The sequence below is a fragment of the Vicinamibacterales bacterium genome (assembly GCA_036496585.1).
Taxonomy (GTDB): domain Bacteria; phylum Acidobacteriota; class Vicinamibacteria; order Vicinamibacterales; family 2-12-FULL-66-21; genus JAICSD01.
The window spans coordinates 1-15,504 of record DASXLB010000025.1 but is presented as its reverse complement, the minus strand read 5'-3'; the positions used below and the strand labels follow the sequence as shown (position 1 = coordinate 15,504).

Here is a 15,504-nt window from a genome sequence, read left to right as displayed (position 1 = left end):
AAGGGAGCAGGTACAATATGAGAATGCAGGCACTCATACGGGAGCTTCTCGCGGAACTGGGCGAGGATCCGTCGCGCGAAGGGCTGGTCGACACGCCGAAGCGCGTCGAGAAGGCGCTCCGGTTCCTGACGAGCGGCTACACCGCCGACGTCGACACCGTGCTGAACAACGCGCTGTTCACCGTCGATTATAACGAGATGGTAATCGTCAGGGACATCGACTTCTACAGTCTCTGCGAGCACCACCTGCTGCCGTTCTTCGGGCGCTGCCATATCGCCTACATTCCCAACGGGAAGGTGGTCGGCCTGAGCAAGATTCCGCGCCTCGTCGAGGTCTTCGCGCGACGCCTGCAGATCCAGGAACGCATGACCAACCAGATCGCCGCGACCATCAAGGAGAAGATCGACCCGCTCGGCGTCGCGGTGGTGATCGAAGCCACCCACCTGTGCATGGCGATGCGCGGCGTCGAGAAACAGAACTCGTTTGCGGTCACCAGCGCGATGCTCGGCGGCTTCCGGAGCGATGCCCGCACGCGCGCGGAGTTTCTCGAACTGATCCGCCGTCCGGATCTGAACGCCCGCCCGGCGCCGTGGCCGACTACCCAGCCCGCATCGTCTGTCTGACGGAGGAGACGACCGAGACGCTGTATCTCCTCGGCGAAGGGGATCGCGTCGTCGGCGTGTCGGCCTACACGGTGCGCCCACCCGAGGCGCGGCGCAAGCCGAGGGTCTCGGCCTTCCTCAGCGCGAATCTGGACAGGATCGACGCGCTGCGCCCCGACCTGGTGCTGGCCTTCTCCGACCTGCAGGCCGACATCGCCCGCGAGCTGATTCGCCGCGGCCATGCCGTCTACACCTTCAACCAGCGGAGCGTCGCCGAGATCCTGCAGATGGTCCGGATCGTCGGCGCGCTGGTCGGCTGCGCCGACAAGGCCCACGCGCTGGCGGCCGACATCCAGCGGGGGCTCGACGAGATCGCGCCGCGCCTCGCGCCTCGCGCTCAGCGCCCGCGCGTGTTCTTCGAAGAGTGGCCCGATCCGCTGATCTCGGGGATCCGGTGGGTCGAGGAGCTCGTCGAGATTGCGGGAGGCGAGCCGATCTTCCCCGAGCTCCGCGACCGGCCCCTCGCCAAGGGGCGGATCGTGGATGCGGCGGAGGTCGCTGCGCGCAATCCAGATGTCATCGTCGCGTCGTGGTGCGGCAAGCGGGTCAGGAAGGCCACGATCACTGCCCGGGCCGGCTGGGATGGCGTCGCCGCAGTGCGCAGCGGCCAGGTGCACGAGATTCCGTCGAGCATCATCCTGCAGCCGGGGCCGGCCTCGCTCACCGACGGCGTGCGCGAGCTGCGGCGGATTCTCGACGCCGCCGCGTCGGCGCCGCGGCGCGCGCCTCTATACTGAGACCATGCGCGTCGTCACGTTCGGCGCGGTCGCACTGGCGGCCGCGCTTGCCACCTCGCCCGCCGACCAGAAGAAGCAGGTCGCCACCAAGAAGTCCGCAGCCAAGCCGGTCGCCACCAAGACGGCGACTCCCGAGACCGCCTGCCCGTCGCTCATCGGCATGGGCGTCAAGACCGTCCGCAGCTTCTGCGACGTGCCCGCCGGCCGCGATCCGGCGCAGGGGATCGTCATCACGCTGCCGCCGCACGCCGGCGCCGGCACGCTCAGTTTCGACTTGCACGCGCGTCACCTGTATTCGGAAGACGAGATGAAGAGCGGCAAAGCCTACGCGCGCTACCGCGCCGCCGTCGGCGTGCTGACGATGAAGGGGGATCTGCTGGCGCGGGGGGCGGTCGAAGCGGAATTCCGCTCGGGATCCGATCTCTTCGACCGCATCGGCGGCGGCAGCGGCGGCGGCCTCAAAGCCGTCGCGCCCGCCGGCCGCGAGCCGGTCCTCGTCGAGGTGCCGGCCAACGTCGATCAGGTGAGCGTGCTCGGCGAAACGCTCGACGCGCTGACCCCCGCCGGCCACGCCACCGTCGTGATGCCCGGCCGCCCCGTCGCAATCGTCAGCAACATCCTGTTCGAATACAAACCTGGATCAGCGCCGACAAAAAAGCGCTGATGATTTTCACATTCTCAGTTTGTTCCCTCCCGGTTCCACGGGTGTCTGGCGACGAGTACTTTCATTTCCAGCAGCTCGATAAGTGATCGGCAGCGCTCGAGCAGGCCGTCGCGTTCGAGGAGGGCCTGTTTCTCGACAGGCTCGAATTCGAGGTACTGCGCGAGGGCGTTGACGAGATCCTCGTCGGCCATCGAGCTGGGCACCTTCGTCTCCTTCGCGTCCTTCGTCTCCTTCGTGTCCTTCGTGCTTTTCGTGCTCACGGGCTGCGGCACCAGCAGGGCCTCGAGTCGCTGGCGGTGCGGCCGCATCGCGTCGCGCAGGCTCTCGGGCGCGGGCTCGAACACGGGCTCGACCTGCGCCACGCGGTAGAGGCCTCCGTCGTCCTCGCCGCGGATCCGGAACTTCTCCATGCCGCGCAGGACGATGTTGAAGCGGCCGTCGGGAAGCCGCTCGGCGTGGGTGATCACTCCCGCGCAGCCAATCGGGTAGACCGGCGGCGTCGCGTCGTACTGTCCTTCCCATCCCGGCTGCAGCAGCACCATGCCGATGATGCGGTCCCCCTTCAGCGCGTCGTCCACCATCTGCCGATAGCGCGGCTCGAAAATGTGGAGGGGCAGGAACACATTGGGGAACAGCACCACGTTGGGCAGGGGGAAGACGGGAATGGTGGGAGGCAACATATCAATTGCCCAGCGCCGAGTGCAGAATGCCGATTGGATTGGGGATTGCGGGAATGAGGATTGGATTGGAGAGTGTTGATTGGAAACTGTCCAATCGCCAATCCAATCCCCAATCGAGAATCCCCACTGCAATCGGCACTCTGCAATCTCCAGTCTGCAATAACAGGCTTCAGTGAATGGTGCGCGTCTTCTTGTCCATGTAGTCCATGAGCACGTAGCGGCCGAGCGTGCGGGGCGTCGTGAAGTACGCCTTGCCGTGGCAGATTTCCGCGACCTTGCGGACGAAGCTGACGAGGTCGGGGTCGCGCGCCAGCATGAACGTGTTGATCAGGATGCCCGCCTTGCGGCACGCGGCCACCTCGGCGAAGGTCTCCGAGACGATGTAAGGGTCGAGGCCGAAGGCGTTGCGGTAGATCCGCCCGTCGGGGCGGGTCAGCGCCGACGGCTTGCCATCGGTGATCATGACGATCTGCCGCATGTCTTTCTGCTGCCGCTCGAGGATCCGGCGCGCCAGTCGCAGCCCTTCGCGGGTGTTGGTGTAGTAGGGGCCGACCTTCGAGCGCGCCAGCTGGCCGAGCGGGATTTCCTCGGCCGAGTCGTGGAAGAGCACGACCTTCAGCGCGTCGCCGGGATACTGCATCCGGATCAGGTTGGCGAGCGCCAGCGCGACGCGCTTGGCAGGCGTGAACCGATCCTCGCCGTAGAGGATCATGCTGTGGCTGCAGTCGAGCATCAGCACCGTCGCGCAGGAGGACTGATACTCGCCTTGCGCCACCATCAGATCCTCATAGTCGACCGCTATCCCGAGCTCCTTCGTGTCCTTCCCCTCCTTCGTGGCCTTCGTGCGTGTGCGCAGCACGGCGTTCAGGATCGTCGCGCTCGCATCCAGGTTCATCGTGTCGCCGAACTCGTACTTCTTCGACGCGCCGCTGGCCTCGATGCCGGTGGCCATTTCGCGGGTGTCGTGGCGGCCGAGGCTGCTCTTGCCGAGCGACCCGAGCAGGTCGCGCAGCGCCCGGTAGCCGAGGAAGTCGAGGCTCTTGTCGGTGATTTCGAAGCGGTACTGCTCGGTGTTCCCCATCCCGGCGCCGGACTGGCCCTCGCGAGGCGCGTCCTCGTCGCGCGGCGGCTGCGTCAGATAGCCCTGCGACTGCAGCTTCTCGATGATCTTGTCGATCAGTTGATCGAGCCGCTGTTCGGCCTCGTCGCTGTCGCGCCAGTCCTTGCCGAGTAGCCGCTCGAGCGTCTCCTCCGAGAGCATGCCGCCGTTGAGGATCGCTTCCAGGATGGCGTCGTGCAGCGACTGGCGTGAATGTCCGGCCTCGTCATCCTCGCCGTAGGGGAGGCCGTACGGGTCATCGAACCCGCTGCCGAGGAGCAGATCCGAGAGCTTCGACAGCAGGTCCTCGAGATCGAGATCGTCGAGGTCGTCGCCGGTGAACTTCGAGTAGCGATATTTCACAGACGTGGTTCTTCCGTGACCCTCATGGGCATTCGCTAGTTGTAGTACTTCTTCTTGTGGCCGAGCGGCAGGTCCCGCTCGGTGAGCTGATCGACGTTGCGCGGCGGACGCTTCGGCTGTTCGGCGGCCTGGAACTGTCCTTCGAGCGACCGGCTGATCTTGCGCTGCGCGTAGAGCCCCTCGAGCACGAAGTCGACGGCCGCGGCGAGCTCCGGCCCGACGGCGCGCCGGTTGATCGTGCGGGCCGCCTCGTGCAGCCCCTGGACCTCGCCCGCCCGCGCCAGCAGCGCCTCGGCGGCCAGCGAGTCGTCGATCTGCAGGTTGCCGCCCAGATCGAACCACTCGGTGATCTGGCGGAAATCGGCGTTCGGGAAATAGCCGTCGAAGATCGCCGAGACGGCGCCGCGGATCAGCTCGCGCGCGACGTTGTCGGCCCCTTTCAGCTCTCCCTCGTATTCGAGCTCGAATTTGCCGGTAATTGCCGGGATCGCAGCGTAGACGTCGGTGACGCGCGGGACCGCCGTCCGCTCGCCGGTCGCCAGCGCGCGGCGCTCGGCGTTGGAGACGACGTTCTCGAGCAGCGAGATGGGCAGCCGCTGGCTGACCCCCGATCGCTTGTCGATCTTCTGATCCTGCCGGGCCTGGAACGCGACCTCCTCGACGACCTCGCGCACATATTCCGGCACGTGCGGCGTGACGTCCGAGGCCGGACGATCCGTCCACGCCTCCTGCCGAGTGATCGCCATCGCCTGCTGGCGGCTGGCCGGGTAATGCGTGCGGATCTCGGAGCCGATGCGGTCCTTCAGCGGCGTGATGATCTTGCCGCGGGCGGTGTAGTCCTCGGGGTTGGCGCTGAACACCATCAGCAGGTCGAGCGGCAGGCGGACGGGGTAACCCTTGATCTGGACGTCCCCCTCCTGGAGGATGTTGAACAGCCCGACCTGGATCTTGCCGGCGAGGTCGGGCAGCTCGTTGATCGCGAAGATGCCGCGGTTCGCCCGCGGCACCAGGCCGTAGTGCATCGTCAATTCGTCGGAGAGCTGCAGGCTGGCGCGCGCGGCCTTGATCGGATCGAGATCGCCAATCATGTCGGCGATGGTCACGTCGGGCGTGGCCAGCTTCTCGACGTAGCGCTCGTCGCGGTGCAGCCAGTCGATCGGGAGCGCGTCGCCGTCGGCCTTCACCCGCGCGCGGCACGCGCTGCAGAGCGGCGCCAGCGGATCGTCGTGGATCTCGCAGCCCGGGACGACCGGCATCCACTCGTCGAGCAGCGACGTCAGCGCCCGCAGCAGGCGCGTCTTCGCCTGGCCGCGCAGGCCGAGCAGGATGAAGTTGTGACGCGAGAGGATCGCGTTGACGACTTGCGGCACGACCGAGTCGTCGTAGCCGATGATGCCGGGGAAGAGCGATTCGCCGGCGCGCAGCTTCTCGATGAGGTTGTCGCGGATCTCGGATTTGACGGACCGACGCGCGAGGCGCCGCGCCTCGATCTCCTTCTTGAGCGCGCCGAGCGTGGCAGCCTTGGGGGTCATCATCGAATCTTAGCACCGGCGTTCGATCGACTTGGGCTGCTGTCGCCTCGGGAGCGTGGGAATGTCGCTCCGGCCTCCCGGTATGATGCCGAGCGTGGCCCTGGTCTACGCGCACCGCGGCGGATCGACGCTGCGGCCGGAAAACACGCTGCTGGCGTTCGATCACGGCGTATCGCTCGGCGCGGACGGGCTCGAGTTCGACGTCCATCTCTCGCGCGACGGGGTCGTCGTCGTGCACCACGACCCGACGCTGGATCGGACGACCAACGGCCGCGGTCCGCTGGCGGCGCTTACCGCCGACGAGCTCGCCCGGCTGGACGCGGGGTATCACTTCGGTCCGCCCTCGCCGCCCGGGTCGCCAGCGGAGCCGGCGGACCAGCCCGGGAGCCGTCCCTATCGGGGTCTCGCCGGCGGCGTCCCACGACTCGACGAGGTCCTGCGGCGGTATCCGGCCGCGCTCTTCGTCATCGAGCTGAAGCTGAACGAGCCCGAACTGGCGTGCCGGACGATCGACGCCGTTCGGGCCGCCGGCGCCGTCGATCGCGTATCGCTCGGCTCGTTCGGCAGCCGCGTGCTGAGAGCGGCGAGGGCATATGAACCGGCGATCCGCACGGGTTCGTCGCGGGAGGAGACGCGGCTGGCGCTCTACCGGTCGTGGGTGCGCTGGCCGGTGCGGCATCCGGCGTTCCAGGAATATCAGGTGCCGGAGCTCGCGGGCCGCACACGCGTCGTGTCGCGCCGATTCGTCCGCGACGCGCATGAGGTGGGCCTGCCGGTCAAGGTGTGGACCGTGGATGAGGAGCAGGACATGCACCGCCTGCTGGGCTGGAGAGTCGACGCCCTGATTACTGACCGGCCCGACGTCGCCGTTCGGGTCGTCAGAGTGTCCATGTCCGAGGACACAGACGGCCGGCTCATTGGAGATCGGTGAGAAATGGCCGGAATGCGGCCCCTTGACAGTGGCCGTACCCTTGCGAATAGAGGGATCGCCATGACCAAGTCGCTCGTTCCGCTCGCACTCGCCGCAACCCTCACTGCCGCGCCGGCGCTAGCCGGTCAGCACGGCCACGGCCATGCCGCTGTGGCTGGTCACGGACATGCCGTCTACGGCGCCCCGCACGCGGTCTACGCGGCGCCGTATCACGCGCACTATTACGCGCCGTACTACTCGTTCCATTCACACTTCAGTGTGGGGTTCGGCATCAGCGTCGGTTACCCGGTCGCGTATCCCGTGTACGCGCCGTACTATTATCCGGCGCCGTATGCGTACGGATATCCGCCACCCTACGCGCAGGGCTATCCCGCGCCCTACGGATATCCGCAGCAGGGGTATCCGCAACAGGGGTACCCGCAGCAGAACTACCCGCAGCAGAACTATCCACAGCAGGGGTACCCACAAGGGTATCCGCAGCAGAACGGATATCCGCAGCAGAACTATCCGCAGCAGCAGAGTTACCCGCAACAGAACGGGTATCCGCAGAACGGCTATCCGCAGCAGCAGTCGTATCCGGCACAGGGCTCCGGGGCCTACGGCAACAACTCGATCCAGACGCAGCCGCACGCAACTGCGATTGGGGCCAATGGCGGCGTGAGCTTCGAGATCTCGCCGAGTGACGCCGAAGTGTGGATCGACGGCAGCTTCCGCGGCACCGTCAGTGAGTTTGGTCCGCAGACCGACCCGCTCAAGCTGGCGGCCGGCCACCATCGCATCGAGCTGCGCGCGAACGGCATGCAGCCGATGTCCTTCGACGCCAGCATCGTCAGCGGCCAGGTGATCCCGTACCGGGGAACTCTGCAGCAGCCGTAGGCACGGACCTTGTAGATCCATCTGAACTTCAAGGAGGTTCAGATGGATCTACGCGCCAAGTACGATCAGGCGATTCAAACCGCCAAACGCCTCGGTTTTCAGGGAGCTGCGACGCAGGAAGGGGACAAGCTCCGCTTCCAGGGCAGCGTTCATTCCGAAGACGAAAAAAACCAGATCTGGAACGCGATCAAGACGGTTCCGAGCTGGCAGACGGACATCGACGCTGACATCCATGTGGTGCCGCAGGCGCAGCCGGTCGGAACGACGGGCGCCGGTGGACGAACTTACACGGTGAAGGCGGGCGATACATTGAGCAAGATCGCCAAGGAGCATCTCGGCGACGCGAATGGCTACATGAAGATCTTCAACGAGAACCGCGATCAGCTCTCCGATCCCGACAAGATCAAGCCTGGACAGGTGTTGAAACTACCGGCGTAGCGGGAGGGTGCGCAGGGGCTGGGTCTTGGCCTCTGGAAGGCTCGTGCCGTTTCGGATCGCGATCCGAAGGCGATCGGTCTTCCCAAGATCGATACCCGGCCCTGCTATCGGCCCACCAGCTGAGCGGCGGTGGTGAATTTCGGTTCGATATCGACGGGGATGCCGGCCAGTCTGTCGAGGACTCGCTGGACCTCGGGACGGACCACGCCCAGGCGAGTGGAGAGGTCTTTCGCCCGTGCGTAGCTTCCTTCAGCCTGGATCGTCATCACGTCGCCGGTCAGGGCCGTGACGGCGTCGGCGATCCTGCCGGCGTCGATGGTGAAGGTGCCGTCCTGGCGGACCTTGAACGCGCCGGCATCGAGGAAACTGTTGATCTGGATCGCCAGGCCGCGGCCGTGGGCTTCGTTCACTCCGAACCGGATCGAGCGGAACGCCGACGCCAGGAACGTCGCGTACATCGATTTCGCGATGGCGGCGTCGAGCTGCTTGCGATCGGCGAGATAGCGGAGCGCCCACAGCGCCGACACGTCGGCCTTCACTTCCTCGATCGTGCTGTAGGTCTCTTTCAGCTCATGCCGGACGGTCGTGGTCCGGCCGTTCACCGCGATGTCGTGCGGGCCAAGTCCGTGCATCAGCTCGTGCAGCAGGATGTGCGTGAAGAACGCGGCGAACGACACCTTCTGCTGATCGGCGGATGCCAGCGCCGCCTTGGCGATAGGCAGCAGGACCATCGTGAACTTCGCGTCCTGCACGTTCTTCAGCATCACCCGCTTGGCGCCTTTTTCGCGCAGCACCCGTTCGTCGTTCGGCAGGTTGAACGCCGCGGTCTGCACGCCGCGGTTTCCGTCGCCGGCGGCGAACACCACGTTGACGACGCGGATCGGCGAGAGTGCGGCCAGCTTCGGATTGCGGTACTTCGGATCGATCGGCAGATGGTCTTCGAGCTCCTGCAGGTGATCCCCGAACCCCTGCAGCTTCGTCGACTCGGCCTCGTCGCGGATGGTGATGAAGGCCTCGAACGCCGCCTTCAGGTTGAACCACTCGTCCTCGTAGACCTCGTAGGGGCCGATCGTCGGCTCGATCGCGGCGTCGAGTTCCATCCAGGCGACGTCGCTCGCGTAATAGTCGTTGCTGAGAAAGGCGTCGGCGCGCGCCGACAGGAACGCCCTGAGCGTCGGCTCACTCGTCAGCCGGGCGGCGTCGCGCAGCAGGTCGGCGGCGCGGGCCAGCGCGCCCTGGTACTCGAGGCTATAGGGGACGGCGGTGAAGTTCCGGCCGTCACGCCGGATGGTCGTGAAGAAGCCGGTCGCGGCGTCCTTCGCCTTCCCCGACAGGCCGGCCAGCCATGTCTCGACGTCCTCGCGGGCGGCGCCGGCGGGATAGAAGTTCGCCGCCGCGGGCTTGGCCGGCGTCCCCGGGACGAACGGCCTGTTGTCGTCGAGCCGGTCCCACGGCCCCTTGTTCAGCAGGAAACAGTGTAGGCGAGCCGCCGCGGTGCGCGAGGCGCGCGGCCCGACCGGCATCGACGCTTTCTGCGCGAGTTCCTGCAGCATCGCGTCGTTCCCGGCCCATACCTGGTGGAGGAAGAGCGCGTCCATCACACGCGCCGCCTCGACGAGATGCCCCAGCGCCTCCCGTTCGTGTTTCGGCAGCCCGCTCAGGTCGGCGCCGACGTCGGCCGGCGCGAAGCGGGCGAGCATCTTCTGAAGTTCGGCCAGTGTCGCCATGCAAGTAACGGTGGCCGTTATTGTGCCCTACAATAGGAGATTGTACCGCCGAAGAGAGGATCCATACCGAGATGCGAAATCCTGCGCCCAAGGACACTGCCGAACTCGAAGCCCTCGAACAGCGCGAATGGCGTGAGTCGCTCGACTACGTCATCGAGCAGGGGGACCGCGGCCGCGTCCAGCGGCTGCTCGCCACGCTGCGGCATCACGCGCGGATGAGCGGCGTCGCGCTGCCGTTCAGCGCGGTCACCGCCTACGTCAACACGATCCGGCCCGAGGAGGAGACGCCGCTTCCCGGCAGCCAGGAGATCGAGCGCCGCATCAAGAGCCTGATCCGCTGGAACGCGATGGCGATGGTGGTGCGCGCCAACCGGCTCTCCGACGGCATCGGCGGCCACATCTCCACCTATGCGTCTGCCGCGACGCTCTACGAAGTGGGGTTCAACCACTTCTTCCGCGGCAAGGGGCGCGAGGGCGACGGCGACGTCATCTACTTCCAGGGCCACGCATCTCCCGGCATCTACGCACGGGCGTATCTCGAGGGCCGGCTGACGCAGGAGCAGCTGGAGAACTTCCGGCACGAGCTGCGTCCGGGCGGCGGTTTGTCGTCGTACCCGCATCCGTGGCTGATGCCGGACTTCTGGGAATTCCCGACGGTGTCGATGGGGCTCGGGCCGATCATGTCGATCTACCAGGCCCGCTTCAACCGCTACCTGGAAGACCGCAATCTCAAGAAGCCGTCGACCAGCAAGGTCTGGGCGTTCCTCGGCGACGGTGAGACCGACGAGCCGGAATCGCTCGGCGCGATCAGCCTCGCGTCACGCGAGAAGCTCGACAACCTGATCTGGGTCATCAATTGCAATCTGCAGCGCCTGGATGGTCCGGTGCGCGGCAACGGCCATGTGATTCAGGAGCTCGAAGCGCTGTTCCGCGGCGCCGGCTGGAACGTCATCAAGGTGCTGTGGGGCTGCGACTGGGATCCGCTCCTCGCCAAGGATCCCGACGGGCTGCTGGCCAAGCGGATGGGTGAGGTCGTCGACGGCCAGTATCAGAAGTACGCGGTCGAATCGGGCGCCTACTTCCGCGAGCACTTCTTCGGCACCGATCCGCGGCTGCTCGAGATGGTCAAGCACCTCTCCGACGATCAGTTGAAGCGCCTGCGCCTCGGCGGCCACGATCCGCAGAAGGTCTACAACGCCTTCAAGCAGGCTGTCGAGACCACCGGTCAGCCGACCGTGGTCCTGGCCCGGACCATCAAGGGCTATGGCATGGGCGAGGCTGGCGAAGGCAAGAACATCACGCACCAGCAGAAGAAGATGAACGAGGCGGATCTCCGCTCGTTCCGCACCCGCTTCGGCATCCCGATCTCCGACGAACAGATCGCCGACGCGCCGTTCTACCGTCCGGCCGACGACAGCCCCGAGCTGCAGTACGTCCGCGAGCGGCGCAAGTCGCTTGGCGGCCCGGTGCCGCAGCGCCAGGTCCGCGTCGAACCGCTCAAGGCCGGTCTCGACGACGTGTTCGACGAGTTCCTCAAGGGCACGGACGGCCGCAAGGCGTCGACGACGATGGTCTTCGTGCGGATCCTGTCGAAGCTGCTGCGCGACAAGGAAGTCGGCGAGCTGATCGTGCCGATCGTCCCCGACGAGGCGCGCACGTTCGGTATGGAGTCGCTGTTCCGCGCGGTCGGCATCTACTCGCACGTCGGCCAGAAGTACGAGCCGGTCGACATGGACACGCTCCTCTACTACAAGGAAGCGCAGGACGGCCAGATCCTCGAGGAAGGCATCACCGAAGCGGGCTCGCTCGCCTCGTTCATCGCCGCCGGCAGCGCCTACGCGACGCACGGCGTCAACACGATCCCGTTCTTCATCTACTACTCGATGTTCGGCTTCCAGCGCGTCGGCGATCTGATCTGGGCCGCCGGCGACACGCGCGTCAAGGGGTTCCTGCTCGGCGGGACGGCCGGCCGGACGACGCTCGCGGGCGAGGGGCTACAGCACCAGGACGGCAACGCGCTCGTCTACTCGCTGTGCTATCCGAACTGCCTCTCCTACGATCCGGCCTACGCCTACGAGCTGGCGGTCATCATCCAGGACGGGATCAAGCGGATGTATCGCGATCAGGAAAGCATCTTCTACTACCTGACCGTCATGAACGAGCAGTACGAGCACCTCGAGATGCCGAAGGGCGCCCGCGACGGGATTCTCAAGGGCATGTACAAGGTGAAGCCGGCTCCCGAGTCGAAGAAGGACGCCAAGGCGCCGCGCGCGCAGCTGTTCGGCAGCGGCGCGATCCTCAACGAGGTCATCAAGGCGCAGGAGATCCTGCAGAAGTACGGCGTCGCCGCCGATGTCTGGAGCGTGACGAGCTACGGCGAGCTGTATCGGGACGGGCATGCCTGCGAGCGCTGGAACATGCTGCACCCGGCCGAGTCGCCGAAGGTCCCCTACGTGACGCAGTGCCTGAAGGACGCGCCCGGCGTCTTCGTGGCGGCGTCCGACTACCTGAAGGTGCTGCCGGACTCGATCGATCGCTGGGCACCGCGCCGGATCCGATCGCTCGGCACCGACGGCTTCGGCCGCAGCGAAGACCGCGCCGCGCTGCGCGAGTTCTTCGAGGTCGACGCGCGCTTCGTCGCCGTCGCGACACTCGCCGAGCTGCAAAAGGAAGGACAGCTCGAGGCGGGCACCGTACAGAAGGTGATTGTCGAACTGGGGATCAATCCGGAAAAACCGAATCCGGCGAAAGCGTAAGCGCGCCGAATGGTGCAAAGGGTGCTAAAGGGGCCAAGGGTGCTAAGGGTGCTGGTGCCGAAGGCGCGAAGGGTGCGAAGGGTGCGCAGTCTTGGCACCAGCACCCCTAGCACCAGCACCCTTCGCACCTCTAGCACCAGCACCGTTTGCACCATTGGCACCCTTTGCACCTTTAGCACTAGACTTTCCTGACATATGGCGAGCGAATTCAAACTGCCCGAACTGGGTGAAAACGTGCACGGCGGCGACGTGCTGCGCGTGCTCGTCAAGGCCGGCGACGCCGTCAAGGCCGAACAGCCCGTCCTCGAGCTCGAAACCGACAAGGCCACCATCGAGGTGCCGTCCTCCGTTGACGGCACCGTCGGCGAGGTCAAGGTCAAGCCCGGCGACAAGGTCCAAGTCGGCCAGGTAATCTTCGATCTGAAGGAATCGAAAGGGAAGGAGGCGAAGGACGCGAAGGAACAGAAGGAACCGAAGGAGCAAGAGGCCGCCGCGCCCGCTCCTTCGACTCCTTCGTCCTCTTCGACTCCTTCCCCTTCGTCTTCTTCGGTTCCTTCCATCCGGCAACCCGAGGATGAGATTGTCGACGCGCCCAGGCCGCGGCGGGGTGAAGTTGTCGACATCGGCCGCGGCGCCCGTGCGGCGGCAGCGTCTCAGACACCCGACAGCGGTCCGGCGCCGGCCGCCGCGCCGTCGGTGCGGCGGGTCGCGCGCGAGCTTGGGGTCGACATCCGGCAGGTGAGCGGCACCGGCCCGAACAGCCGGATCAGCGTCGACGACGTCCAGGCCTACGTCCGCGGCGTGATGGAGGGCGGGAGTTCCGCCGGCGTGCCGGCGCAGCAGCCGCTGCCGGACTTCGCCAAGTGGGGCGAGATCGAAACCAAGCCGATCAACAACATCCGGCGCAAGACCGCCGAGCACCTCAGCCGCGTCTGGAACGTCGTGCCGGCGGTCACGCAGTACGACAAGGCCGACATCACCGCCCTCGAGGAGCTGCGCAAGAAGTATTCGCCGATCGCCGAGAAGGCGGGCGGCAAAATGACCGTCACGGCGATCGCGCTGAAGGTGCTCGCCGCCGCGGTGAAGAAGTTCCCGCAGTTCGCGTCCTCACTCGACTTGCAGCGCGGCCAGCTGGTCTACAAGAAGTATTCGAACATCGGCGTCGCAGTCGATACCGAGCGCGGCCTGCTGGTCGCCGTCGTCCGCGACGTCGACCGCAAGGGCCTGGTCGATCTGTCCGTGGAACTGGCGAAGATCTCCGAGAAGGCGCGTGCCGGCAAGCTCACGCTGGAGGACATGTCGGGTGGGGTGATCACCATCTCGAACCTTGGCGGCATCGGCGGCGTCGGCTTCAGCCCGATCGTCAACTGGCCCGACGTGGCCATCCTCGGCATCTCGCGCGGCAGCACCGAGCCCGTGTGGGACGGCCACCAGTTCCAGCCGCGGCTGATGCTGCCGCTGTCGCTCTCCTACGACCACCGCGTCATCGACGGCGCCGACGCAGCGCGCTTCCTGCGCTGGGTGGCGGAGGCGTTTGAGAACCCGTTTCTGTTGAGCCTCTGACAAGGGTGCTAACGGTGCGAAGGGGGCCAAGGGGGCTAACGGTGCTGGTGCGAAGGGTGCTAGAGGGGGCTAAGGGTGCGCCGGCACGCTTGGCACCAGCACCCTTGGCACCAGCACCCTTCGCACCGTTGGCACCCTTCGCACCAGCACCTTTAGCACCTTTAGCACCCTTTGCACCCTTAGCACCGTCCTTATGCCTCTCTCCACTCAACTCGTTGTGATCGGCGCCGGCCCCGGCGGCTACGCGGCGGCGTTCTACGCCGCCGATCGCGGTCTGCAGGTCACGCTCGTCGATCCCGAGAAGAACCCCGGCGGCGTCTGCGTCTACCGCGGCTGCATTCCGTCGAAGGCGCTGCTGCATGTCGCCGACGTGATCACGGAGTCGGCGCACCTCGCCGATGTCGGCGTCGCGTTCGGCAGTCCGACAATCGATCTCGGGAAGCTGCGCGACTTCAAGAACAAGGTCGTTGGCCAGTTGACCGCCGGCGCAGGGCAGGTACGCAACCTGCGCAAGATCGCGCACCTGCAGGGGATGGCGTCATTCCGCGACACGCGCACCCTCGACATCGATCTCGTCGGCGGCGGCAAGGAGACGCTGACCTTCGAATCCTGCATCATCGCCACCGGCTCTCGTCCGACCACGATCCCAGGACTGTCGATCGACAGTCCGCGGCTGATGGACTCGACCGGCGCGCTCGAGCTGCCCGACATCCCCGGCTCACTGCTCGTCGTCGGAGGCGGCTACATCGGGCTGGAGCTCGGGTCCGTGTATGCCGCGCTTGGCAGCAAGGTGACCGTCGTCGAGATGACGCCGGGACTGCTGCCGGGCGCTGACCGCGATCTGGTCAACATCCTGGCCAAGCGGATCACCGCGATCTGCGACGCCGTGTGGTTGAACACGAAGGTCACGGGCATGAGAGGGAAGGACGCGAAGGAGGCGAAGGAGGCGAAGGAGATCCTCGTGTCGTTCGAGGGGGAGGGCTTCACCGGCGAGAAAGCGTTCGACCGCGTGCTGGTGTCAATCGGACGGCGCCCCAATTCGTCAATCCCAGGTCTGGACAAGCTGAAGATCGAGATCGACAAGCGCGGCTTCATCGTCGTCGACGAGGCGCGTCAGACCGGCGAGCCGGGGATCTACGCGATCGGCGACGTCGCCGGCGAGCCGATGCTGGCGCACAAGGCGGCGCACGAGGGCCGCGCGGCGGTGGATGCGATCGCCGGCGATCGCAACGTCGCCTTTGCGCCGCTCGCGATTCCCGCCGTCGTGTTCACCGATCCGGAGATCGCGTGGGCGGGGCTGACCGAAACCGAGGCCGAGAAGAAGGGTCTGGCGGTCGCCGTGGCGCGCTTCCCGTGGGGCGCGTCGGGCCGCGCCATCTCACTTGGCCGCACCGACGGCGTCACCAAGCTCGTGATCGATCCGAAGACCGAGCGGGTGCTCGGTGTCGGCATCTGCGGCCCGGGCGCCGGCGAGCT

At 66.3% G+C, this 15,504-nt stretch carries 13 protein-coding genes; 9 read left to right on the top strand and 4 right to left on the bottom strand.

What is annotated here, in order from left to right; genetic code table 11:
- Window positions 1-23: 23 nt before the first annotated feature.
- The 3 genes from folE to VGI12_08595 are packed head-to-tail and all read left to right on the top strand — an operon-like array spanning window position 24 to window position 2,063.
- A complete protein-coding gene (folE, locus tag VGI12_08605) occupies window positions 24-623 on the top strand; it encodes a GTP cyclohydrolase I FolE (protein HEY2432723.1) in 600 nt (199 codons plus the stop codon).
- Window positions 590-1,399 (top strand): cobalamin-binding protein, encoded by an 810-nt coding sequence (locus VGI12_08600; protein HEY2432722.1) that lies wholly within the window; start codon window positions 590-592, stop codon window positions 1,397-1,399. The genes folE and VGI12_08600 overlap by 34 nt, the downstream gene beginning before the upstream one ends.
- 4 nt (window positions 1,400-1,403) lie before the next feature.
- The gene (locus VGI12_08595; GenBank protein HEY2432721.1) at window positions 1,404-2,063 is read left to right on the top strand and encodes a hypothetical protein; all 660 of its coding nucleotides are present in this window, start codon (window positions 1,404-1,406) and stop codon (window positions 2,061-2,063) included.
- Window positions 2,064-2,077: 14 nt separating this feature from the next.
- On the opposite strand, the gene VGI12_08590 is transcribed toward VGI12_08595, so the two are convergent.
- The 3 genes from VGI12_08590 to VGI12_08580 form a co-directional block, all read right to left on the bottom strand.
- Window positions 2,078-2,743: an LON peptidase substrate-binding domain-containing protein gene (locus VGI12_08590; GenBank protein ID HEY2432720.1), complete on the bottom strand. Its 666-nt coding sequence runs from the start codon at window positions 2,741-2,743 to the stop codon at window positions 2,078-2,080.
- Window positions 2,744-2,912: 169 nt separating this feature from the next.
- Window positions 2,913-4,205 (bottom strand): VWA domain-containing protein, encoded by a 1,293-nt coding sequence (locus VGI12_08585; protein ID HEY2432719.1) that lies wholly within the window; start codon window positions 4,203-4,205, stop codon window positions 2,913-2,915.
- 35 nt (window positions 4,206-4,240) lie between these two features.
- Window positions 4,241-5,737 (bottom strand): hypothetical protein, encoded by a 1,497-nt coding sequence (locus tag VGI12_08580; protein ID HEY2432718.1) that lies wholly within the window; start codon window positions 5,735-5,737, stop codon window positions 4,241-4,243.
- Window positions 5,738-5,831: 94 nt separating this feature from the next.
- Between VGI12_08580 and VGI12_08575 the strand changes: the two genes are divergently transcribed.
- From VGI12_08575 to VGI12_08565, 3 genes are read left to right on the top strand one after another with little or no spacing between them, the layout of a single operon-like run.
- Window positions 5,832-6,668, top strand: coding sequence for a glycerophosphodiester phosphodiesterase (locus tag VGI12_08575; protein HEY2432717.1), 837 nt, complete (start codon window positions 5,832-5,834; stop codon window positions 6,666-6,668).
- 60 nt (window positions 6,669-6,728) lie between these two features.
- Window positions 6,729-7,544: a hypothetical protein gene (locus VGI12_08570; protein HEY2432716.1), complete on the top strand. Its 816-nt coding sequence runs from the start codon at window positions 6,729-6,731 to the stop codon at window positions 7,542-7,544.
- 42 nt (window positions 7,545-7,586) lie between these two features.
- Complete coding sequence (locus VGI12_08565) at window positions 7,587-7,982, top strand: LysM peptidoglycan-binding domain-containing protein (GenBank protein HEY2432715.1); 396 nt, start codon at window positions 7,587-7,589, stop codon at window positions 7,980-7,982.
- Window positions 7,983-8,086: 104 nt separating this feature from the next.
- Here VGI12_08565 and VGI12_08560 read toward each other — a convergent pair whose 3' ends face one another.
- Window positions 8,087-9,709, bottom strand: a complete 1,623-nt coding sequence (locus tag VGI12_08560) for a hypothetical protein (GenBank protein ID HEY2432714.1) — start codon at window positions 9,707-9,709, stop codon at window positions 8,087-8,089.
- 71 nt (window positions 9,710-9,780) lie between these two features.
- Here VGI12_08560 and aceE point away from each other — a divergent pair, with 71 nt between their 5' ends.
- The 3 genes from aceE to lpdA all read left to right on the top strand — a co-directional run.
- A complete protein-coding gene (gene aceE / locus VGI12_08555; GenBank protein ID HEY2432713.1) occupies window positions 9,781-12,465 on the top strand; it encodes a pyruvate dehydrogenase (acetyl-transferring), homodimeric type in 2,685 nt (894 codons plus the stop codon).
- A 195-nt stretch (window positions 12,466-12,660) separates the two neighbouring features.
- The gene (locus tag VGI12_08550) at window positions 12,661-14,028 is read left to right on the top strand and encodes a 2-oxo acid dehydrogenase subunit E2 (GenBank protein ID HEY2432712.1); all 1,368 of its coding nucleotides are present in this window, start codon (window positions 12,661-12,663) and stop codon (window positions 14,026-14,028) included.
- Window positions 14,029-14,221: 193 nt separating this feature from the next.
- A partial coding sequence (gene lpdA, locus VGI12_08545; protein HEY2432711.1) for a dihydrolipoyl dehydrogenase occupies window positions 14,222-15,504 on the top strand: 1,283 nt, incomplete at its 3' end.